The sequence below is a fragment of the Streptomyces sp. NPDC096193 genome, from assembly GCF_040302905.1.
Lineage (GTDB): Bacteria > Actinomycetota > Actinomycetes > Streptomycetales > Streptomycetaceae > Streptomyces.
This window is the reverse complement of sequence record NZ_JBEOSJ010000002.1, coordinates 25,642-45,349: the sequence shown is the minus strand read 5'-3', so window position 1 is coordinate 45,349 and position 19,708 is coordinate 25,642. Positions and strand designations below refer to the sequence as shown.

Sequence of the window (19,708 nt, the reverse complement as noted above, 5' to 3'; positions counted from 1 at the left end):
CGGGCGGTACGGAACTTCGCCCACACGAGTACGTTTTGGAGTAGATATGGGCGTTTTTTCACGTTTCCGCCGCAAGGCGACACCCGAGGCACCGTCCGAGGAGACGAGCGCCGCGCCGGTGACGGCGGAGGCCCCGGCGGAGGGCGCTGCCGAGGCGGTCTCCGACGCGGCTTCGGAGACCGCCCGCGAGGCCGCCCCCGAGGCGGAGGCTTCGGCGGAGACGTCGGAGCGGGCGCCGGAGGCTGCCGCGGCCGACGAGCCGGTGGCCGCGGAGGCCCCCGCAGCTGACGCTGTGGAGATCCCGAAGCAGCATTCGGCCGAGGAGGCGGCGGAGACGACGGCGGGCGAGGGCGCACGCAGCTGAGGCTGCTCGGCAGCCACTGCACCGCCTGCTCTCCGGGCCGGCGGTACTGAACGGCGGACGGCCGCGGACATGTCCTTCCGCGGCCGTCCGCCGTTGAGTCGACGAGCCCGGGAGCGGGTTACGACCGGTCCGGGGGCCCTGGGCCGGTCTACGACCAGGTCGCCACGAAGTAGCCCACACCGTACGGGGCGTCCTCATAGAGCAGCCGACCCTCGAGGTCGGCGTTTTCGGCCGCTCCGGCGAGAACCTGCCACGGGGCACGGCCCGCCGCCTTCAGTTCGTCCGCCAGGGCCTTGTCCAGCGCCTTCAGCGTCTGGACGTCGGCGTCGCCGAGCGCCCGGGCGGCGAGGGCGTCGAAGTCCGCGGCCCGCTCGTCCAGATATCCCGGCGCCTTGAGGGTGCGGCAGGCGCTGCCGTCGCCCATCACCAGCAGAGCCACCCGCCCGGCCCGGCTCCCGAGCTCCCGGCCGCTCTCGGCACAGAGCCCGGGAGAGAGGTCCTCGCTGATACCGAGGCCCTCCACCGGCCCCGACCACCGGGCGCGGTCGAGCAGCCAGGCGCCGACGGCGAGGGACAGCGGCAGGATCCGGTCCAGTTGTTGAGCACTGTCGCCGCCGAGGCGGACATCGACGTCCACGCCGTAGCCGCGGAAGGAACCGGGTGCTCCGGCGGCGTACGGACCGCCGGCGCTCTCATCGGTGGGCCCGACGACGACCAGCAGATCGGGGCGTGCGGCGGCGAGCACCCCGAGGGCGTCCGCGCACGCGGTCCGCGCCACGTCGAGTTCGGGCGCGGCGCCCGCGGCGACCTCGGGAACGAGCAGCGGCGGACAGGGGCAGACGGCGGCGGCGACAAGCATGATCGGCAGCCTAGTCCGCACAGGGAAGCCGCCGCGCGGTCGGTCGAAGGCACCGCGCGGGGCCTGACGCCGTCCCGTCGCTCAGACCCCGTCCGGACCGGGTCCTAGTCGCAGCCGCAGCCCGGTGCCGCGGCCGTCGGAAGCGGCTCCGGGACGCCGATCTTCGGCAGACCCAGCATCACGCCCGCGGGCTGCGCCGCTTGCGTGGCATTGCGCTTCTCCCAGGCGTCGCCCGAGCGGGTGCGGCGCACCGAGGTGGCCCGCCCCTCCGCGAGCAGGTGGTGCGGCGCTGCGTAGGTGATCTCGACCGTCACGACGTCGCCCGGCCGCACCGACTCGTCCGGCTTGGTGAAGTGCACCAGGCGGTTGTCGGGCGCGCGGCCCGACAGGCGGTGGGTGGCGCCGTCCTTGCGGCCCTCGCCCTCGGCAACCATGACGTCGAGGACCCGGCCGACCTGCTTCTTGTTCTCCGCCCAGGAGATCTCCTCCTGGAGGGCGACGAGACGCTCGTAGCGCGCCTGCACGACCTCCTTGGGGATCTGGCCGGCCATGGTGGCGGCCGGGGTTCCGGGGCGCTTGGAGTACTGGAAGGTGAAGGCGTTCGCGAAACGGGCCTCGCGCACCGTGTGCATCGTCTGCTCGAAGTCCTCCTCGGTCTCGCCGGGGAAGCCCACGATGATGTCGGTGGAGATGGCGGCGTGCGGGATCGAGGCGCGCACCTTGTCGATGATCCCGAGGAAACGCTCCTGCCGGTACGAGCGGCGCATCGCCTTGAGCACGGTGTCCGAGCCGGACTGCAGCGGCATGTGCAGCTGCGGCATCACGTTCGGGGTCTCGGCCATGGCCTCGATGACGTCGTCCGTGAAGTCCCGGGGGTGCGGGGAGGTGAACCGCACGCGCTCCAGACCCTCGATCGTGCCGCAGGCGCGCAGCAGCTTGCTGAAGGCCTCACGGTCGCCGATGTCGGAGCCGTACGCGTTGACGTTCTGGCCGAGCAGGGTGATCTCGGAGACGCCCTCGGCGACGAGTGCCTCGATCTCGGCGAGGATGTCGCCCGGCCGGCGGTCCTTCTCCTTGCCCCGCAGCGCGGGGACGATGCAGAAGGTGCACGTGTTGTTGCAGCCGACGGAGATCGAGACCCAGGCCGCGTACGCCGACTCGCGGCGGGTCGGCAGCGTCGACGGGAAGGCCTCCAGCGACTCGGCGATCTCGACCTGCGCCTCTTCCTGGACGCGGGCCCGCTCCAGGAGGACGGGCAACTTGCCGATGTTGTGCGTACCGAAGACGACATCGACCCAGGGCGCTCTGGTGACGATGGTGTCGCGGTCCTTCTGGGCCAGGCAGCCGCCGACGGCGATCTGCATGCCCGGCCGCTTGGTCTTCATCGGGGCGAGCCGGCCGAGATTGCCGTACAGCTTGTTGTCCGCGTTCTCCCGCACCGCGCAGGTGTTGAAGACGACGACGTCGGCGTCACCGTCGGCCCCCTCGGGCGCACGGACGTATCCGGCGCCCTCCAGCAGGCCCGACAGGCGCTCGGAGTCATGGACGTTCATCTGGCACCCGTAGGTGCGCACCTCGTAAGTTTTCGCACTCATCGCGCCAACCAGGGTACGGGGTGGCACCGGCCCTCCGCCCCGGGCTTCCGCGAGGCCGGGCCTGGCCATCACAGGGAGTGAGCTGGCAGGATCGCCACATGCTCCAGCCTTTGTCCCGTGTCGCCCGTCGTCGTGCTCTGCAGACGTCGGCCACCGCTCTCGCGGTGGTGGGACTGCTGCTCTGGTGGCTGCTGCCGTTCGGCGGCGCCTCGCCGGAGGGCTCGGTCACGTTCAGTACGGGCTCGCAGAGCGGCGTCTACCAGCGTTACGGCGTGCTGCTGAAGGAGGCGCTCGCGAAGGATCTGCCGGACGTCGACATAGACCTACGGCTCAGCGAGGGTTCGCAGGAGAACCTGGCACGGCTGGCCTCGGGCGAGGCCGACTTCACCATCGCCACCGCCGATGCCGTCGCGAAGTACAAGCGGGAGAGCAAGCCCGGCGCCGACCGGCTGCGGGGCTGTGCGCGACTGTACGACGACTACGTCCAGCTCGTGGTGCCCCGGAGCTCGCCGGTTCTGAAGATCGAGGACCTGCGCGGCAGGAAGATCGGCGTCGGCCAGGTGGGGTCGGGTGTGCGTCTGATCGCCGAGCGGCTGCTGACCGCCGCGGGCATCGACCCGAAGAGGGACATCACGGCCGTGCCGGCGGGCATCGACACCATGCCGTCGCAGCTGGAGCGTGGAAAGCTCGACGCCTTCTTCTGGTCGGGCGGTCTGCCCACCAGCACCGTGCAGAAGCTGTCGGAGCGCTATCAGATCCGGTTGGTGCCGCTGGAGTCGGACCTGGTGGAGAAGCTGCATGTGACCAGCGACGCGGCGAACTACTACCGCTCGGCCGTGATGCCGCCCGACGCCTATCTGCAGGCGCAGAGCGGGGCGCCCGTACCGACGATGGCGGTGGCGAACCTGCTGGTGACGACCGACCGGATCGATCCGGCGATGGCGGAGGGCTTCACCCGTACGGTGATCAGGAGCCGCGACCGGATCGGGAACACCGTGCACCCCGCCCAGCTGGTGGATCTGCGGACGGCGGTCTACACCGACCCGCTGCCGCTGCACGAGGGCGCCCGGCGCTACTACAGCTCGTCGAAGCCCTGAGCCGTCGGCTCCACTGAGCACCCGAGCTCCCGAGCCCGCGCGGTCGTGCCCTTGCCGCTCCCGGCATGCCTCACGGAGCTGTGCGCGGCACACTCACCGTCACCACAAGTCCGCGCGGCTCGTGGTGCGCGTAGGTGATCCGACCGCCGCCCGCCGACAGCAGGGCACGCGAGATGGAGAGCCCGAGGCCCGAGCCCTTGATGTTCTGGTGGCGGCCACTGCGCCAGAAGCGGTCGCCGACGCGGCTGAGTTCCTCGTCGGTCAGGCCGGGGCCGCGGTCGGTGATCACGATGGTGGACGTCTCGCCGTTGGAGGCGACCGTCACCGTGACCTCCTCACCGGCCGGCGTGAACTTCAGCGCGTTGTCGATCACCGCGTCCAGGGCGCTGGACAGGGCGATCGGGTCGACCCAGGCGGTGACGGCGGCCCGGTGCTCGATGAGCCGGACGCCCTTCTCCTCGGCGAGGGGACGCCAGGCGGCGACGCGTTCGGCCGCCAGCTCGCCGATGTCGGTGAGCCGCAGATCCGCGGCGGCGTGCTCGGCCAGCGCCAGGTCCAGCAGATCGTCGAGGACCCGGGCGAGTCGCTTTCCCTCGGTACGGACGGAGGCGATCTCCTCGTTGCCCTCGGGCAGTTCGAGTGCGAGGAGCTCGATACGCAGCAGCAGCGCGGCCAGGGGGTTGCGCAGCTGGTGGGAGGCGTCGGCGACGAACGCGCGCTGCTGTTCCAGCACTTGCTCGACGTTGTCGGCCATCTCGTTGAACGAGCCCGCCAGCCGTCTGAGCTCCGGCGGCCCGCCCGCCGCGGCGACCCGCGACTTCATCCGGCCCGTCGCGATGTCGTGTGTGGCGGCGTCCAGAACGCGTACCGGCCGCAGCACCCATCCGGTCAGACGGAAGGCAGCACCGACAGCCACCAGCATGGCCGCGCTCTCACCGGCGATGATCAGCAGCCAGCCGCGCAGCACACGCGAGCGCAGCTGGTCGGTGGGTGAGTCGGTGAAGACGACGGCGACGACGTCCCCGTCCCGTACGACGGGTGAGGCGACGACGAGACGGCCGCCCCGCTGCCACGGCCACACCTGGGGCGGGTCCTGGCTGCGGCGCCCCGACAGGGCGTCCCTGAAGGCCTCGCGGCCCTCGCCGTCCGGCGGCACGGACCAGTCCTCGGGCGCGCGGGCCATCGCGTCGCCGTCGCGGTAGAAGACGCCCGCCTTGATGCCGTAGGTGGCGTGGTAGCGGTCGAGCTGTTCCTGGAGCGTGGAGCGCCGCTCGTCGAGGCTGGAGCGGTCGGTGACGAACTGCGCGAGCGCCGCGAAGCGCACTGTGTCGTCGATACGGTCCACGACCACCCGCTGCTGCTCCGCGGCGGCGACGCTCACCGCGAGCGGAAAGCCGAGCGCGAGCAGCACGCCCGCCATGAGGACGATGAGGAGCGGGAGAAGTCGGGTACGCACAGGGGTTACGCGGCCGGGGCGACCAGGCGGTAGCCGACGCCACGCACGGTCTCGATCAGTGCGGGCATCCGGAGCTTGGAGCGCAGGGAGGCGACGTGCACCTCGAGCGTGCGGCCGGTGCCTTCCCAACTGGTGCGCCAGACCTCACTGATGATCTGCTCCCGGCGGAAGACGACACCCGGCCGCTGGGCGAGCAGCGCCAGCAGGTCGAACTCCTTGCGGGTGAGCTGCACCGGAGCGCCGTCGACGCTGACGCGCCGGGTGGACAGTTCGACGGTGACAGCGCCGAGCCGCAGCGCCTCGTCACCGACGGCCACCGCAGGTTCATCGCCGCCCGACTTGCGCCGGCTGACGGCGTGAATACGGGCCAGCAGTTCGCCGGTGTCGTACGGCTTGACGACGTAGTCGTCGGCGCCGAGGTTGAGGCCGTGGATACGAGAGCGCACGTCGGCGCGGGCGGTCACCATGATCACCGGAGTCGATGTGATCTTCCGGAGCTTTCCGCACACCTGGTAGCCGTCCTGGTCGGGCAGCCCCAGGTCGAGCAGGACGACGCCGAACGGCGGCTTGTCGGGGTGCGTCGCGGGCAGCACCGCGTGCAGAGCCTCTTCGCCGTTGCGAGCGTGCACGACGTCGAAACCGTGCCGGGCGAGCACCGCGGACAGGGCGGCGGCGACATGATCGTCGTCCTCGACGAGCAGCAGCCTCATGGCCCCCCTTCGGTCGTGCGGTCTTCCGGCGTACCAGGGCATCAAGGCTTATTCCCGGGCGGACAGTCAAGAGACTTTCCCATGCCCGACGCGTTCCGTTACCCACCCGGTACGCCGACGGTACGCCCTGCGTCACCGTGTTCACACATAGTGTCCGTTTGCGGCCGGATCGTTATGCTCAATTTCCGCTCAGATGTAATGACGCTGGTCGCGGTGCGTGACTAAGGTCCCTCCCAACCGAGGAGGACGGAGCAAGAAGCCGATGAGCGGAGTTTCAGTGACCAAGGGCGCCGAGGACGCCGTACCCGCAGCGGGCGACCTGGTCGTGCTGAGCAACGTGAACAAGCACTTCGGCGCGTTGCATGTGCTCCAGGACATCGACCTGACCATTGCCCGTGGCGAGGTCGTGGTTGTCATCGGGCCCTCCGGGTCCGGCAAGTCGACCCTGTGCCGCACAATCAACCGCTTGGAGACGATCGACTCGGGCGCGATCTCGATCGACGGCAAGCCGCTGCCCGACGAGGGCAAGGAGCTGGCCAGGCTGCGTGCAGACGTCGGGATGGTCTTCCAGTCTTTCAACCTCTTCGCGCACAAGACGGTGCTCGAGAACGTGATGCTGGGGCAACTCAAGGTTCGCCAGATGGAGAAGAAGCTCGCCGAGGAGAAGGCTCGCGCCCTGCTCGACCGGGTCGGCGTGGCCAACCAGGCGGACAAGTACCCCTCGCAACTCTCCGGTGGTCAGCAGCAGCGTGTCGCCATCGCCCGCGCATTGGCGATGGACCCCAAGGTGATGCTCTTCGACGAGCCGACGTCCGCGCTCGACCCGGAGATGATCAACGAGGTTCTGGAAGTCATGCAGCAACTCGCCCGGGACGGCATGACCATGGTCGTCGTCACGCACGAGATGGGCTTCGCGCGTTCGGCGGCCAACCGTGTGGTGTTCATGGCAGACGGCAAGATCGTCGAAGAGGCTACCCCTGACAACTTCTTCAGCAACCCGCGCAGTGACCGCGCCAAGGACTTCCTTTCGAAGATCCTGCACCACTGAGCCCGGCTCAGCTGAACCACTTACATCGCGTCAACTCAAGGGAAGTCACCATGAAGCTTCGCAAGGTCACCGCCGCTTCGGCCGCCGTCCTGGCGCTCGCCCTGACCGCCACCGCCTGCGGGTCCGGCGACAAGGACAGCGACTCGGGCGCCTCGGGTGGGAAGATCAAGGTCGGTATCAAGATCGACCAGCCCGGTATCGGCCTGAAGACCCCGGACGGCAAGTTCACCGGCTTCGACGTCGACGTCGCGACCTACGTCGCCAAGGAACTCGGCTACGACGCCAAGGACATCACGTTCACTGAGACCAAGAGCGCCGACCGCGAGACGGCGATCGAGCGCGGTGACGTCAAGTTCATCGTCGCCTCCTACTCGATCAACGACGAGCGACTGCAGAAGGTCGACTTCGCCGGCCCTTACCTGCTGGCCCACCAGGACATCCTGGTCCGCGCCGACGACAACTCGATCAAGTCCCCCGCGGACCTGAACAAGAAGAAGCTCTGCTCCGTCGCCGGTTCGACCTCGGCGAAGAACGTCAAGGAGAAGCTGGCGCCGCAGGCTCAGCTGCAGGAGTACGGCGGCTACTCCGAGTGCCTCACCGGCCTGGAGAACAAGGCGGTCGACGCGCTGACCACCGATGACTCCATCCTCGCGGGCTACGCCTCTCAGAAGGAGTTCCAGGGCAAGTTCAAGCTCGCGGGCTTCAAGATGAGCAACGAGAACTACGGCATCGGTCTGAAGAAGGGCGACGCCGAGCTCAAGAAGAAGATCGACGCCGCACTGACCAAGATGGTTTCGGACGGCTCCTGGGAGAAGGCCGTGAAGGCCAACTTCGGTCCGGCCAACTACAAGTACGAGCCGGCCCCCAAGGTCGGCAACGTCGTCAAGTAGTGCAGCAGGGCTGACGAGGCGCGCCGCCCAGGAAGGCGGCGCGCCTAGCCCTCCCACAGGCGGAAGCGCGGGAGATCGTGTTCGACTTTCTTGAAGGTTACGACGTACTGGGGGCCTTCTGGGTGACGGTGAAACTCGCCGTCTATTCCGGCCTCGGTTCCCTGATATGGGGAACACTGCTGGCCGGCATGCGGGTCAGCCCGGTCCCTCTGATGCGCGGCTTCGGTACCGCCTATGTGAACGTGGTCCGGAACGTCCCACTGACGATCATCATCGTCTTCACCTCACTGGGCCTCTTCCAGACGCTCGGGGTGAGCCTCGGCGCCAGCGATTTCAAGGACATCAACTTCAGGCTGGCCGTGCTGGGCCTGACCCTGTACACAGCGGCCTTCGTCTGTGAGGCGCTGCGGTCGGGCATCAACACTGTGCCCGTCGGACAGGCAGAAGCGGCACGTGCGCTCGGTCTGAGCTTCACGCAGGTGCTGCGGATGATCATCCTTCCGCAGGCATTCCGCTCTGTCGTCAACCCCCTGGCCAATGTCCTCATCGCCCTGACCAAGAACACCACCGTGGCTGCCGCGATCGGTGTACTCGAGGCGGCGAACCTGATGAAGACGATGATCGAGGCAGAGGCACAGCTGCTGCTGATCTCGGCCGTCTTCGCGTTCGGATTCATCTGCCTCACCCTCCCGACCGGGTTGATCCTCGGCTGGGTGAGCAAGAAGGTGGCGGTGAAGCGATGACTTCCGTCCTGTACGACGCCCAGGGGCCCCGCGCCAAGCAGCGGAACATCCTCTACACGGTGCTGTTCGTCATCGTGCTCGCTGCCGTCCTGTGGTGGGTCTACGACAGCCTCAACGCCAAGAACCAGCTCGACTGGAACAAGTGGAAGCCCTTCTTCACCAGCTCCCAGCCCTGGACGACCTACCTCTGGCCGGGACTGCAGGAGACGCTGAAAGCCGCGGCTTTCGCCCTGGTGATCGCGCTGCCGCTCGGAGCCTTGTTCGGCATCGGCCGGCTGTCCGACCATCGGTGGGTGCGGGTGCCCGCCGGCACGGTCGTGGAGTTCTTCCGCGCCATCCCGGTGCTCATCCTGATGATCATCGCGAACGCTGTGTACTCGGAGTACACGACCATCAGCAGCGACATGCGTCCGCTGTACGCGGTGGTCACTGGCCTGGTGCTCTACAACGCTTCGGTACTGGCCGAGATCGTCCGGGCCGGCATTCTGTCCCTGCCACAGGGGCAGACCGATGCCGCCAAGGCGATCGGTATGCGCAAGGGTCAGACGATGCGCAGCGTGCTGCTGCCGCAGTCGGTGACCGCCATGCTTCCGGCGATCGTCAGCCAGCTCGTGGTCATCGTGAAGGACACCGCCCTCGGCGGAGCGGTGCTCACCTTCTCCGAGCTGCTGGCATCGGTCCGCCCGATGAGCGCGAACTACGGCGCGAACACCATCGCCTCCTTCACGATCGTCGCGGTGCTGTACATCATCGTGAACTTCGCGCTGACCTCCTTCGCGAGCTGGCTGGAGCGCAGGCTGCGGCGACGCAAGAAGAGCACGGGGGCTGTAGTAGGCGCTGATGCCATCGCGGATCTGGCCGCACCCGGACCGGATCACATCGGGCCCGAGGGTCCCGTCAGCAAGGCCTGACCGCTTGCACCTCACGGAGGGCTCCGGCAATTCGCCGGGGCCCTCCGTTGCGTACCGTGGTCGCTTGACGCGGGCACGCGCAATAGGTTGCATACGTTCTGTGATCGCGCACCGGGCTCCTACCGCACCTCTCCGCACGTCCCTCCGGGCCCGAGGAGTCACGCCGTGGACCCGGTGATCATCGTCGGCGCGGGTCCCGTGGGACTGGCGCTCTCCGTAGCCCTTGCCCAGCGAGGAGTCCCTTCTGTCCTGCTCGACGACAGCGTCGGTAAGGAGGAGCCCCGCCCCGCGCGCACGGTCGTGCTGCGCCACGATGTCGCGTCCATGATGGAACGGCTCGGCTGCACCACTCTTCGTGACGAGGGAGCCCGCTGGGCCGGCTGGCGCACGATGCGGCGGAAGCAGGACGTCCGCGTGGTCGCGCTGGGGGACGACTTCGCCCCCTCACCGCTGCACATCCCTCAGCACTCCCTGGCCCGCGGAATGCGCGACGCCGTCGCCGCCCAGTCGCTGATCAACATCGTGACCGAGAGCCATGTGGACTCGCTGGAGCAGGACGACGACGGGGTCAGTGTCCACACCCGTGGCCCGGAGGCGACATGGTGGCGCGGAAGCCATCTCGTGGGGTGCGACGGCGCGCGGTCGACGGTCCGCAAGCTTCTCGGTGTGCGCTTCCCGGGGCGTACGGCGGTGGAGCGGCACGCGGTCGCCACGCTGCGCACCGAACTCCCTTGGCCCGACGAGGCGTTGCTGCACCGCCTGCCGCCGTGGCGGACGGGCGGCGAGGAGATCACCGCGCGCCCGCTGCCGGACGACGTCTGGCGGCTGGACTGGCTGCTGCCGGCCCGCGGCGAGCTCGTCACCCCCGACGCCCTGATCGCCCGGGTCCGGGACACGCTGGCCGGCTGGTCCGGCGGGACGGCGTCGTACGAGCTGATCGACACCGGCGTTTACACCCTGCACCACCGGCTGGCCCGGCGCTGGCGCGTGGGCCGGGCCTTCCTCGCCGGCGACGCCGCACATCTGCTCGGCGCGGTGGGCACTCAGGGGCTCGACGAAGGGCTGCGGGACGCGGAGAACCTTGCGTGGAAGCTGGCGCACGTCTGGCACCACGGCGGGTCCGAACTGCTGCTGGACAGCTATCAGGCGGAGCGCCGGTCGTGTGTGGCCGCCCGGCTGCGGGCCGCGGATCAGTCGCTGCCGATACTGCGCGGCAGTAGCCCGCTGCGTTCGTATCTGCCCGGTGCGGCGCGCGGCCACGACGCCCTCCTCATGGACGGCCATCTGGGGCTGGGCCCGCTCGGTGCGCCCCCCGTCTACACGCACTCACCTCTCGCGCCCGAATACGCCCCTGCGCAGACCCTCGTCGGTACGGAGGCCGGCGCTCCGGTCGTCGACGTCCGGGTGACCACGCCCGACGGGACGAGCGCGCGACTGCGGGACCGGCTGAGCGACGGGCAGTTGCTCGTGGTCCTCGTCGCACCGGGTACCGGGGTCTGGGACCAGCGGCACTGGATGGGCGCGGGCTTGATGCCACGCCTGGCGGCGGCGGTGACGGCTCTGCCCGTGCGGGCCGAGCTGCTGGTGACGGAGAGCTATCCCGGCGCCTCGGCACACACCGTGCTGCTGGTGAGGCCGGACGGCCATTTGGTCGCCGCGTTCACGGGTGTCCGGCCCGCCGAGCTGTACGCGGCGGCGGACGCGGCGCGGGGTGGCCCGCCGTCATCGGTGCGCAGTGACCGCACCGCGGACATCAATTGACCGTCGCGGACCCGCGTGGTGTACTCCGGAACGTGACCGACACCGATGTGCGCCTGTGGCGGAGGGTCCATATGGACCTCGTCCGCTATGCGGGCTGCGTGTGTCGACCCTCCTGCTGAATTCGCCTTTCCCCAGCGCGCGGGCCCACTGAGCCTGCGCGCGCTCCCGCGAACTCCCAGGACGGTTTCCGTGTCCCAGTCTGTCGTCACCCCTCTCCCCCTTGCGTCCGACACGTCTGCCTCTGACATCTCGGTCTCCACCACCGCTGTCTCCGGCAAATCTGTCTCCGGCAAATCTGTCTCCGGCACCTCCGCCTCCGAGCCCGCCGTGTCCGTCTCCGGCGCCCCGGTCGAGAGCGCGCCGGCCTCGGTGGACGTGGTGGCCGAGCCGTCGGCTCCGACCGCGGCCGAGCTTCTCGAATTCGTGCGGAACGCCGTCGCCGACACCGACCTCATCGCCTCACTGCCCCTCGACCCCGAGGGCCGTACTTGGGTACGGCTCGAAGGACCCGGCGGCAGCGAGGCCTGGCTCATCGCCTGGCCACCCGGCACGGGCACCGGCTGGCACGACCACGCCGAGTCGTTCGGTGCGTTCGCCACGGCCGCAGGTGAGCTGAAGGAGAACTCGCTCGCCGTACGGCTGCCCGCGAGCGGCTGGAAGACCTTGGAGCTGCACGAAGGCGTCGACCGCGAGCGGAAGTTGGGCGCCGGACGGGGCCGCGCCTTCGGTACACACCATGTGCACGAGGTGCTGAACGAGTCGGCGAGCGAGCATGCCGTCTCGGTCCATGCCTACTACCCGCCGTTGCCGCTGATCCGGCGTTTCAGCCGGACCGGTGTGGTGCTCCGTCTCGAGCAGGTCGAGAGCCCGGAGGACTGGCAGTGAGTGAGCAGTTCGACCGGATCGGGATCGACGAACTGCTGGAGCGGGTCCGCGAAGGACTGGACCGTGTCGAGCCGAAGCAGGCCTTCGCGGAAGCGGCGGACGGCGCCCTGCTGGTCGACATCCGCTATGCCGCCCTGCGCGACCACGACGGACTCATCCCCGGCGCGCTGGTGGTGGAACGCAACGAGCTGGAGTGGCGCCTGGACCCGCAGGGCAGCCACCGCGCACCCGAGGCGGTCAGCCACGACCTGCGGGTCGTGGTGATCTGCAACGAGGGCTACGCGTCCTCGCTCGCGGCGGCTTCACTGCGCGACCTGGGTCTGTACCGCGCGACGGACCTCATCGGCGGGTTCCAGGCCTGGAAGGCAGCTGGTCTCCCGGTCGAGGTGTAGGGCGGCACGGGGAGGCCGGCCACACCAGTTCCGGCTTCCGGCTTCCGGCTTCCGGCTTCCGGCTTCCGGCTTCCGGCTTCCGGCTTCCGGCTTCCGGCTTCCGGCTTCCGGCTTCCGGCTTCCGGCTGGATGGTAGGCCGGTCCGCGTGAGTTCCTCCCCCACGGGGCGGGAAGGCTAGAACGCCCCACCCTCGTCCAGGCCTTCCACGTCCTCGCCCTCTTCCTCCAGGGCCCGTCTGACCACCCGCAGCGCCATGCCCTCCGGGTAGCCCTTGCGGGCCAGCATGCCCGCGAGGCGGCGTATGCGGCGGTCGCGGTCGAGGCCGCGGGTGGAGCGGAGTTTGCGGGCGACCAGCTCGCGCGCGGTCTCCTCCTCCTGCTCGGAGTCGAGCTGCCCCACCGCCTCGTCGATCAGGGACGACTCCACGCCTTTCGTCCGCAGTTCCCGCGCCAGCGCCCGTCGAGCGAGCCCGCGGCCGTGGTGGCGGGACTCCACCCACGCGTCCGCGAAGGCCGCATCGTTGATCAGGCCCACGTCCTCGAAGCGGGAGAGAACCTCCTCGGCCACCTCCGAAGGGATCTCCCGCTTGTGCAACGCATCCGCGAGTTGCTTGCGGGTGCGCGGCGTCCCGGTGAGCAGGCGCAGGCAGATCGCCCGCGCCCGCTCCGCCGGGTCCTGGGGCGACAGCTCCTTCTCGGCCCTCGACGAGTCGGCGCTGTCGCCCGGCCATTCGGTTCGCCGGGCCATGCGCTAGCCCTTGGCCGCCGCCGTCTTGGCCGACTTGGCCTTGGTGGCGGGCGCAGGCACCGACTTCGCCGCGTCCTCGGCCGGAGCAGCCGGGCTGCCCGCCGCGTCCGCACCGGGCTCGGCCGCCGGCGCCTCCGGCTTCACGCCGACGCCCAGCTTCTCGAGGATCTTCTTCTCGATCTCGTTGGCGAGATCGGGGTTGTCCTTCAGGAAGTTGCGGGCGTTCTCCTTGCCCTGTCCGAGCTGGTCGCCCTCGTACGTGTACCAGGCGCCCGCCTTGCGCACGAAGCCGTTCTCCACGCCCATGTCGATCAGGCCGCCCTCGCGGCTGATGCCCTGGCCGTAGAGGATGTCGAACTCGGCCTGCTTGAACGGCGGTGCGACCTTGTTCTTGACGACCTTGACCCGGGTGCGGTTGCCCACCGCGTCGGTGCCGTCCTTCAGGGTCTCGATACGCCGGATGTCGAGACGCACCGAGGCGTAGAACTTCAGCGCGCGACCACCCGTCGTGGTCTCCGGCGAGCCGAACATCACGCCGATCTTCTCGCGGAGCTGGTTGATGAAGATCGCGGTGGTCTTCGACTGGTTCAGCGCGCTGGTGATCTTCCGCAGCGCCTGGCTCATCAGCCGCGCCTGCAGACCGACATGCGAGTCGCCCATCTCGCCCTCGATCTCCGCCCGCGGCACCAGCGCGGCGACGGAGTCGATGACGATCAGGTCGAGCGCGCCGGAGCGGACGAGCATGTCGACGATCTCGAGCGCCTGTTCGCCGTTGTCCGGCTGGGACAGGATGAGGTTGTCGATGTCGACGCCGAGCTTCTTCGCGTACTCGGGGTCGAGGGCGTGCTCCGCGTCCACGAAGGCCACCGAGCCGCCCGCCCGCTGGGCGTTGGCGACGGCGTGCAGCGTGAGAGTCGTCTTACCGGAGGACTCCGGGCCGTACACCTCCACCACACGGCCGCGAGGCAGTCCGCCGACGCCGAGCGCGACGTCGAGCGCGGTCGACCCGGTGGGGATGACCTCGATGGGCTCGTTCGGCCGCTCACCCAGGCGCATCACCGCGCCCTTGCCGAATTGCCGTTCAATCTGTGCGAGCGCGGCGTCGAGCGCCTTCTCGCGGTCGGTTCCTGCCATGGGTTCCACCCGATTTGCTTGAGTCGATCGCTTCACGTCAAAGACGCTATCCCCTGCCACTGACAATGGGCCTCGACGTCCTTCCAGCCTGTGGACAACTCCCGGGTCACCGCGACCGGAATCCCATAAGAATGGATGTTCGATTTTGGTGTCAAGCGCGCCACGAACCGTCGCCCGCGGCCCGGCCGGCATGCCTGCACCCTGTCTGGCAGCGCTCGTCAGGCGGGACGGTCGGGGTCGTCGGTGCCGGGCTTCGCACCGGGTTCGCCGGACGGGCCCCCTGCCGAGGGACCGTCGGCGCCGGCCGAACCGGCGGCCGGTGGCTGAGCGGCGGGCGGCTCCCCGCCCTGCGCAGCTTCCGCAGGCGGCTCGGCCTCGTGCGCGGCCTCCGCGGGCGCGTTCTTCCCCGCCCCCGGAGCATCCCGCTTCTTGCCCAGCACATCGCGCATCCGCCGGAGGGTCCGGCCGCCGCGGTGCCGATGCCCGTGCACCCGCGGGTCGTCGGTCACTTCGTACCGCTTCACATAGGCACCCAGGAACGCCTGGAGCGTGGCGACCGCAGGAATCGCAACCAGGGCACCGACCGCTCCCAGCAGCGCCGTGCCGGCCACGACCGACCCGAAAGCCACCGCGGGGTGGATGTCGACCGTCTTGGAGGTGAGCTTCGGCTGCAGCACATAGTTCTCGAACTGCTGGTACACCACCACGAAGCCGAGCACCCACAGGGCGTACCAGGGGTTCACGGTGAAGGCGATCAGCATCGGCAGCGCGCCCGCGAGGTAGGTGCCGATGGTCGGGATGAACTGGGAGACCAGGCCGACCCACACGGCGAGCGCCGGGGCGTAGGGCACCCCAAGGATCTCCAGCAGGATGTAGTGCGCGCCGCCGGAGATCAGTGCCATCAGGCCGCGCGAGTAGATGTAGCCACCCGTCTTGTCGACGGCGATCTCCCACGCCCGCAGCACCTCGGTCTGCCTGGCCGGCGGAAGGACGGAGCACAGGGCGCGGCGCAGCCGGGGTCCGTCGGCGGCGAAGTAGAACGAGAACAGGAAGATCGTCAGCACCTGGAACAGACCGCCGAGCACCGTGGCCGAGATGTCCAGCACGCCGCTCGCGCTGTTCTGCACGTAACGGCGGAGCCAGTCGGAGCGCAGCAGGCTGTCCTGGACCTCCACCCGGGACAGCTCGGTGCTGAAGGTGTCGTTGATCCACTTGATGACCGAGTCGAGGTATTGGGGGAGGTCCTCGACGATCTGGATGATCTGACCGGCCAGCATCGAGCCGAGCAGGAAGACGAAGCCGGCTCCCGCGATCATTACGGCGATGAAGACGAGGAAGGTGGCGAGTCCTCGCCGCATCCCCCGCGCGGCCATCCTGCCGACTGCGGGCTCGATCGCCAGCGCCACGAAGAAGGCGATCAGGATGTTGATCAGCAGCCCGATGAGCTGATGGAAGGCCCAACTGCCGAGCTGGAAGCAGGCGTAGAGCGTCAGCCCGAGCACCATCGCGCGCGGCAGCCAGCGGGGCATCCGGGCAGAACCGGCGGATCCGGCCACCGGCGGGCCCGGCGGCACCTGCGGAGGAGTCGCGCCTCCCGCGGGCGTGCCCTGCTCGGTTCTGTCCTGGTCGCTCTCGTCGGTCTGGGCCACGGGCTCAGTCTCGCCTACAGCCGCGGCCGCTGGTCGGCCGCCCGGATGTCCATCACATGAATCACCTCTTGTCGGCAGGTACATCCATGGCTGCGCACACGGCCCGCCAGACGTCCTTCGCCTCCCAGCCGGACTGCAGCGCCTCGTGGACCGTACGCCCTCCGAGCTCGGTCATCACATGGTCGCGCGCGAAGGAGTCGGCGTAGGCAGGGCCGAAGTGGTCCGCCATCCGCTCCCAGAAAATCGTCAACCGCATGACTGCATTATCCCGCTCCCGGGGGTGCGGCATCGTCCGTCCCGCATGCCGAAAGCTCTTTCCGCCCTACCGTCGGAGGATGGCTGGAACCGGAGCAACTCCTGTGCCCTCTCCCGCGTCACCACTCGCCCGCGCCGAGCAGTTCGTCTGGCTCACGGCACGGGTCCTGGAGCAGCGGCGTTTCGCTTATCACTTCCTGGGAGGGAGCTCTGACGCCGTAGAGACCGCCCTGGCCGCCTATCTCGACGAGGACGGCGGCTACGGCCACGCCCTCGAACCGGATCTGCGCGGGCCCGTGAGCCAGCCTCTGCACACCGCACACGCCCTGCGCGTCCTGGACTCCATCGGCCGTTGCGGCGGGCTCCGCACCGAGCGGATGTGCCGCTATCTCACCGATGTCTCGACCCCGGACGGTGCGCTTCCCGCCGTCCATCCCTCGCAGCGCGGCTATCCGTCGGCGCCGTTCGTCCCCGTGGTGGACGACCCGCCGAGCGAACTCCTCACGACGGCACCGGTGGTCGGGCTGCTGCACCGCAACCAGGTCTGGCACGCGTGGCTGTTCCGGGCCACGGACTACTGCTGGACCGCCGTCGACGCTCTGGAGAAGTCGCATCCGTACGAGATCGAGGCCGCGATCACCTTCCTGGAGGGTGTACCGGACCGGGTCCGGGCGGAGGCCGCTGCCGACCGGCTCGGGCGGCTGGTGCGCGAGCAGGGACTGGCGGTGCTGGACCCGGCGCGGATCGAGGCGTTCCCGGTCGCCGACGGCTATGCGCCGGGGGAGCACCACTTCCCGCACGACTACGCCCGTACACCTGAGTCCCTGGCCAGACGCTGGTTCACGGACGAGGAGATGGAACGGTCGCTGAACCACCTGGAGAGCAGGCAGCAGGAGGACGGCGGCTGGCCCGTGAACTGGCGCCAGTGGGCACCCGGTACCGCCCTGGAGGCCCGTCCGCTCGTCACGATCGAGGCGCGGACGCTGCGGGCGTACGGCCGCGCGATCGGCTGACCGCGCGGGCCGCAGCCCGCTTCATCGCCGCACTCGCCGCCCCCGCTTCACCCGCCGAGTGCCCGCACGCCCGCCGTGACCGCCACGGCGGCGCCGACCACGATCAGGAAGGGCGCCCGCAGGATCAGCGCGACCGCCGCCGCCGCGAGGCCTGCCGCGCGGGCGTCGACGACCAGGGAGCTGTTCTCGCTGAACGTCTGCTGGGCGGTCAGGGCGGCCAGCAGCGCGACGGGCAGGAGGGCCGCGAGCCGCTGGACGACCGGGCGCTCGAGGGTGTGGGCCGGCACAAGCAGACCGGCCAGCTTGACCAGGTAGCAGCCGACGGCGGTGGCTGCGATCGCGATCCAGATGCTCATCGGTCGTCTCCCTTCGTACGACCGGACTCACCACGGCCGGTCTCACCAGGGCCGGACTCACCACGGCCGGACGCGTCACGGCCTCGCTCGGTACGGTCTGCCTCAGCCGCGCCCCTCCCGGCAGGGTCCGCCTTCGCTGAGGCGGCCGGCACGGCGGCTCTCGCCGCGACGTCGTTCTCCTGTGCCCTGCGCCCGAGCAGCCCCCGGCCCTTGAGCCAGAGCACGGCGGGCGCAGCGAACGCCGCCACCAGCACCGGGACGCCGGCGGGCAGCACCGGCAGGAACCCGAGCCCCAGGACGACGGCAAGCCCGGCGACGACGCGTTCGGTGGTCGTCCGCAGCATGGGTGCGAGCAGCGCCAGGAACACGGCGGGTCCGGCGGCGTCCAGCCCCCAGGCATCCGTGTCGCCGAGCGCCTCCGCGCCGAGCGCGCCGGCCAGCGTGGTCAGGTTCCACAGCACGTACAGCGTCAGACCGGTGACCGTGAAGCCGATCCGTACGGCCCGCCGGGTCGGCTGCGCGAGGGAGACGGCCGTGGTCTCGTCGATCACCCAGTGCGCGGCGAAGGGACGTACGAAGCGCGGCAGGGCGAGCAGCTGCGACAGCCGCAGCCCGTAGAAAGCGTTCCGCACACCGAGGAAGAACGCTCCCGCTGCGGCGGCGAGCGGGTTGCCGCCCGCAGCGATCGCGCCGACGAGCGCGAACTGCGAGGCACCGGTGAACACCAGAAGGCTCAGCGCGCAGGTCTGGAGCAGGGTGAGTCCGGCGCCCGCGGACGTCACGCCGAAGGCGAAGCCGGAGAGGCCGACGGCGATGCCGACGCCCAGCGCGTCCCGGACGACGGCCGAGTCCGGCTTGGACGGGGGCTCTGGGGGTGTCGTGCGTATCTCCGGCGGGCTCGGGGTGCGGGTCTGGGGAGAAGCTGTCTGTTCAGGCACGTCAGGGACGCTACGCGGGGCTCTCGCCCACCGTCTTGTACGTTCTTGCGCGCTCTTTGCGATAAGCCCCGGGAGGCACGCCCACGATCCGGGTGAAATGCCGGTTCAGATGAGGCTGGTCGGTGAACCCCACGGCGACGGCCGCGTCGACGGGCGCGGCCCCGGCGTCCAGGAGCCGACGGGCTCGGCGCACCCGCGCGTTGGTGAGCCAGGTGTGCGGAGGCATGCCGTACGCCGCCTTGAAGGCCCGCAGGAGGGCGAAGGGGCTCGTGCCGAGCTCCTGCGCGAGCCGCTCCAGGGACGGCGGATCGGTCATGCGCTCCTCCAGCAGAGCCTTCGCCTCCGCCGCCGTACGTGCCCCGGAGGCACTGGGAGTCCGCGAGGGCAGCCGGCTGCCGTGCCGCGCGACCAGCCGGGCCACAGCCACCCGGAGCAGGCTGTCGGCGGCGAGGGCGTTGCCCGCCTCCGCCGCCTGATGGACACCGCGAATGAGTTCGGCGGTCTGCGCGTCCTCGACGATCGTCTCGCCGAACGCGGGCGTGCCGCGCACCGAGGTGACCTCGCCGGCTATCTCGGTGACGAGTTCCACGGAGGGGTACAGGGTCGAGTACGCCCAGCCCTCGTCCACGCCGGCTCGCGCCGAGTGCGGCACCTCGGGATTGATCATGACGACCGTGCCCGGCCGGGCGCTGATGTTCCCCTCGGGCATGCGCACGTCCTCGACCCCGCCGGTGACCGCCCCGAAGACGAAGCCCTCGTGGCTGTGGCGGGGAAAGGTGTGCCGCACATAGCGGGCGCGCAGCAGGTCGAGGCCGGGCAGTTCCTCGTACTGCCAGTGCCGCGCCCACTCGTGATCCGCCGAACCGCTCATCCAGCCATTGTGCGCCCGAGCGGGGCGCCTCTG

At 69.9% G+C, this 19,708-nt stretch carries 22 protein-coding genes; 11 read left to right on the top strand and 11 right to left on the bottom strand.

Annotated elements, in window-relative coordinates; translation table 11 throughout:
- The first annotated feature begins 46 nt into the window (after positions 1 to 46).
- The gene (locus ABTX78_RS02985; RefSeq protein ID WP_352205063.1) at positions 47 to 364 is read left to right on the top strand and encodes a hypothetical protein; all 318 of its coding nucleotides are present in this window, start codon (positions 47 to 49) and stop codon (positions 362 to 364) included.
- Positions 365 to 512: 148 nt separating this feature from the next.
- Here ABTX78_RS02985 and ABTX78_RS02980 read toward each other — a convergent pair whose 3' ends face one another.
- On the bottom strand, positions 513 to 1,223 hold the full coding sequence (locus ABTX78_RS02980; RefSeq protein WP_352205062.1) for a class III extradiol dioxygenase subunit B-like domain-containing protein: 711 nt from the start codon (positions 1,221 to 1,223) through the stop codon (positions 513 to 515).
- A 104-nt stretch (positions 1,224 to 1,327) separates the two neighbouring features.
- Positions 1,328 to 2,818 (bottom strand): tRNA (N6-isopentenyl adenosine(37)-C2)-methylthiotransferase MiaB, encoded by a 1,491-nt coding sequence (gene miaB, locus ABTX78_RS02975; RefSeq protein WP_352205061.1) that lies wholly within the window; start codon positions 2,816 to 2,818, stop codon positions 1,328 to 1,330.
- Between the two features lie 98 nt (positions 2,819 to 2,916).
- On the opposite strand from miaB, the gene ABTX78_RS02970 reads away from it, so the two are divergent.
- On the top strand, positions 2,917 to 3,915 hold the full coding sequence (locus ABTX78_RS02970) for a TAXI family TRAP transporter solute-binding subunit (RefSeq protein WP_352205060.1): 999 nt from the start codon (positions 2,917 to 2,919) through the stop codon (positions 3,913 to 3,915).
- A gap of 70 nt (positions 3,916 to 3,985) precedes the next feature.
- Here the strand turns inward: ABTX78_RS02970 and ABTX78_RS02965 are convergent, their stop codons facing one another.
- Both ABTX78_RS02965 and ABTX78_RS02960 read right to left on the bottom strand, forming a co-directional pair.
- On the bottom strand, positions 3,986 to 5,371 hold the full coding sequence (locus tag ABTX78_RS02965; protein ID WP_352205059.1) for an ATP-binding protein: 1,386 nt from the start codon (positions 5,369 to 5,371) through the stop codon (positions 3,986 to 3,988).
- A 5-nt stretch (positions 5,372 to 5,376) separates the two neighbouring features.
- On the bottom strand, positions 5,377 to 6,081 hold the full coding sequence (locus tag ABTX78_RS02960; RefSeq protein ID WP_352205058.1) for a response regulator transcription factor: 705 nt from the start codon (positions 6,079 to 6,081) through the stop codon (positions 5,377 to 5,379).
- Positions 6,082 to 6,343: 262 nt separating this feature from the next.
- On the opposite strand from ABTX78_RS02960, the gene ABTX78_RS02955 reads away from it, so the two are divergent.
- The 8 genes from ABTX78_RS02955 (at position 6,344) to ABTX78_RS02920 (ending at position 12,711) form a co-directional block, all read left to right on the top strand.
- On the top strand, positions 6,344 to 7,129 hold the full coding sequence (locus ABTX78_RS02955; RefSeq protein ID WP_352205057.1) for an amino acid ABC transporter ATP-binding protein: 786 nt from the start codon (positions 6,344 to 6,346) through the stop codon (positions 7,127 to 7,129).
- Between the two features lie 50 nt (positions 7,130 to 7,179).
- Positions 7,180 to 8,019: a glutamate ABC transporter substrate-binding protein gene (locus ABTX78_RS02950; protein WP_352205056.1), complete on the top strand. Its 840-nt coding sequence runs from the start codon at positions 7,180 to 7,182 to the stop codon at positions 8,017 to 8,019.
- 77 nt (positions 8,020 to 8,096) lie between these two features.
- Complete coding sequence (locus ABTX78_RS02945) at positions 8,097 to 8,762, top strand: amino acid ABC transporter permease (protein WP_352205055.1); 666 nt, start codon at positions 8,097 to 8,099, stop codon at positions 8,760 to 8,762.
- Positions 8,759 to 9,673 (top strand): amino acid ABC transporter permease, encoded by a 915-nt coding sequence (locus ABTX78_RS02940; RefSeq protein WP_352205054.1) that lies wholly within the window; start codon positions 8,759 to 8,761, stop codon positions 9,671 to 9,673. Before ABTX78_RS02945 ends, ABTX78_RS02940 begins: the two co-directional genes overlap by 4 nt.
- 165 nt (positions 9,674 to 9,838) lie before the next feature.
- Positions 9,839 to 11,434 carry an FAD-dependent monooxygenase gene (locus tag ABTX78_RS02935; RefSeq protein WP_352205053.1) on the top strand — a complete coding sequence of 532 codons (1,596 nt, stop codon included), beginning with the start codon at positions 9,839 to 9,841 and terminating at the stop codon, positions 11,432 to 11,434.
- 32 nt (positions 11,435 to 11,466) lie between these two features.
- On the top strand, positions 11,467 to 11,553 hold the full coding sequence (locus tag ABTX78_RS02930; RefSeq protein ID WP_311605579.1) for a putative leader peptide: 87 nt from the start codon (positions 11,467 to 11,469) through the stop codon (positions 11,551 to 11,553).
- Positions 11,554 to 11,803: 250 nt separating this feature from the next.
- Positions 11,804 to 12,319 (top strand): cupin domain-containing protein, encoded by a 516-nt coding sequence (locus ABTX78_RS02925; RefSeq protein ID WP_352205486.1) that lies wholly within the window; start codon positions 11,804 to 11,806, stop codon positions 12,317 to 12,319.
- Positions 12,316 to 12,711: a rhodanese-like domain-containing protein gene (locus ABTX78_RS02920; RefSeq protein ID WP_352205052.1), complete on the top strand. Its 396-nt coding sequence runs from the start codon at positions 12,316 to 12,318 to the stop codon at positions 12,709 to 12,711. Before ABTX78_RS02925 ends, ABTX78_RS02920 begins: the two co-directional genes overlap by 4 nt.
- A 175-nt stretch (positions 12,712 to 12,886) precedes the next feature.
- Here the strand turns inward: ABTX78_RS02920 and recX are convergent, their stop codons facing one another.
- From recX to ABTX78_RS02900, 4 genes are all read right to left on the bottom strand, one after another.
- Positions 12,887 to 13,459, bottom strand: coding sequence for a recombination regulator RecX (gene recX, locus ABTX78_RS02915; RefSeq protein WP_352205051.1), 573 nt, complete (start codon positions 13,457 to 13,459; stop codon positions 12,887 to 12,889).
- Positions 13,460 to 13,462: 3 nt separating this feature from the next.
- A complete protein-coding gene (gene recA / locus ABTX78_RS02910; protein WP_352205050.1) occupies positions 13,463 to 14,593 on the bottom strand; it encodes a recombinase RecA in 1,131 nt (376 codons plus the stop codon).
- Between the two features lie 218 nt (positions 14,594 to 14,811).
- Entirely contained in the window at positions 14,812 to 16,242 is a 1,431-nt protein-coding gene (locus ABTX78_RS02905) for an AI-2E family transporter (RefSeq protein WP_502993743.1), read from the bottom strand.
- Positions 16,243 to 16,303: 61 nt separating this feature from the next.
- Positions 16,304 to 16,498, bottom strand: coding sequence for a DUF3046 domain-containing protein (locus tag ABTX78_RS02900; RefSeq protein ID WP_352205049.1), 195 nt, complete (start codon positions 16,496 to 16,498; stop codon positions 16,304 to 16,306).
- A gap of 79 nt (positions 16,499 to 16,577) precedes the next feature.
- Here ABTX78_RS02900 and ABTX78_RS02895 point away from each other — a divergent pair, with 79 nt between their 5' ends.
- The gene (locus ABTX78_RS02895; RefSeq protein ID WP_352205048.1) at positions 16,578 to 17,510 is read left to right on the top strand and encodes a hypothetical protein; all 933 of its coding nucleotides are present in this window, start codon (positions 16,578 to 16,580) and stop codon (positions 17,508 to 17,510) included.
- Positions 17,511 to 17,557: 47 nt separating this feature from the next.
- On the opposite strand, the gene ABTX78_RS02890 is transcribed toward ABTX78_RS02895, so the two are convergent.
- The 3 genes from ABTX78_RS02890 to ABTX78_RS02880 all read right to left on the bottom strand — a co-directional run bounded on the left by ABTX78_RS02890 (position 17,558) and on the right by ABTX78_RS02880 (position 19,675).
- On the bottom strand, positions 17,558 to 17,866 hold the full coding sequence (locus ABTX78_RS02890; protein ID WP_352205047.1) for an AzlD domain-containing protein: 309 nt from the start codon (positions 17,864 to 17,866) through the stop codon (positions 17,558 to 17,560).
- Complete coding sequence (locus ABTX78_RS02885; RefSeq protein ID WP_352205484.1) at positions 17,863 to 18,753, bottom strand: AzlC family ABC transporter permease; 891 nt, start codon at positions 18,751 to 18,753, stop codon at positions 17,863 to 17,865. Before ABTX78_RS02885 ends, ABTX78_RS02890 begins: the two co-directional genes overlap by 4 nt.
- A 61-nt stretch (positions 18,754 to 18,814) precedes the next feature.
- On the bottom strand, positions 18,815 to 19,675 hold the full coding sequence (locus ABTX78_RS02880; RefSeq protein WP_352205046.1) for an AraC family transcriptional regulator: 861 nt from the start codon (positions 19,673 to 19,675) through the stop codon (positions 18,815 to 18,817).
- Between the last annotated feature and the right edge of the window lie 33 nt (positions 19,676 to 19,708).

Coding starts and splice junctions, on each gene's coding strand:
- ABTX78_RS02985 (WP_352205063.1), top strand. CDS start 47: ATGGGCGTTTTTTCACGTTTCCGCCGCAAGGCGACACCCGAGGCACCG.
- ABTX78_RS02980 (WP_352205062.1), bottom strand. CDS start 1,223: ATGCTTGTCGCCGCCGCCGTCTGCCCCTGTCCGCCGCTGCTCGTTCCC.
- miaB (WP_352205061.1), bottom strand. CDS start 2,818: ATGAGTGCGAAAACTTACGAGGTGCGCACCTACGGGTGCCAGATGAAC.
- ABTX78_RS02970 (WP_352205060.1), top strand. CDS start 2,917: ATGCTCCAGCCTTTGTCCCGTGTCGCCCGTCGTCGTGCTCTGCAGACG.
- ABTX78_RS02960 (WP_352205058.1), bottom strand. CDS start 6,081: ATGAGGCTGCTGCTCGTCGAGGACGACGATCATGTCGCCGCCGCCCTG.
- ABTX78_RS02955 (WP_352205057.1), top strand. CDS start 6,344: ATGAGCGGAGTTTCAGTGACCAAGGGCGCCGAGGACGCCGTACCCGCA.
- ABTX78_RS02950 (WP_352205056.1), top strand. CDS start 7,180: ATGAAGCTTCGCAAGGTCACCGCCGCTTCGGCCGCCGTCCTGGCGCTC.
- ABTX78_RS02940 (WP_352205054.1), top strand. CDS start 8,759: ATGACTTCCGTCCTGTACGACGCCCAGGGGCCCCGCGCCAAGCAGCGG.
- recX (WP_352205051.1), bottom strand. CDS start 13,459: ATGGCCCGGCGAACCGAATGGCCGGGCGACAGCGCCGACTCGTCGAGG.
- recA (WP_352205050.1), bottom strand. CDS start 14,593: ATGGCAGGAACCGACCGCGAGAAGGCGCTCGACGCCGCGCTCGCACAG.
- ABTX78_RS02900 (WP_352205049.1), bottom strand. CDS start 16,498: ATGCGGTTGACGATTTTCTGGGAGCGGATGGCGGACCACTTCGGCCCT.
- ABTX78_RS02895 (WP_352205048.1), top strand. CDS start 16,578: ATGGCTGGAACCGGAGCAACTCCTGTGCCCTCTCCCGCGTCACCACTC.
- ABTX78_RS02890 (WP_352205047.1), bottom strand. CDS start 17,866: ATGAGCATCTGGATCGCGATCGCAGCCACCGCCGTCGGCTGCTACCTG.
- ABTX78_RS02880 (WP_352205046.1), bottom strand. CDS start 19,675: ATGAGCGGTTCGGCGGATCACGAGTGGGCGCGGCACTGGCAGTACGAG.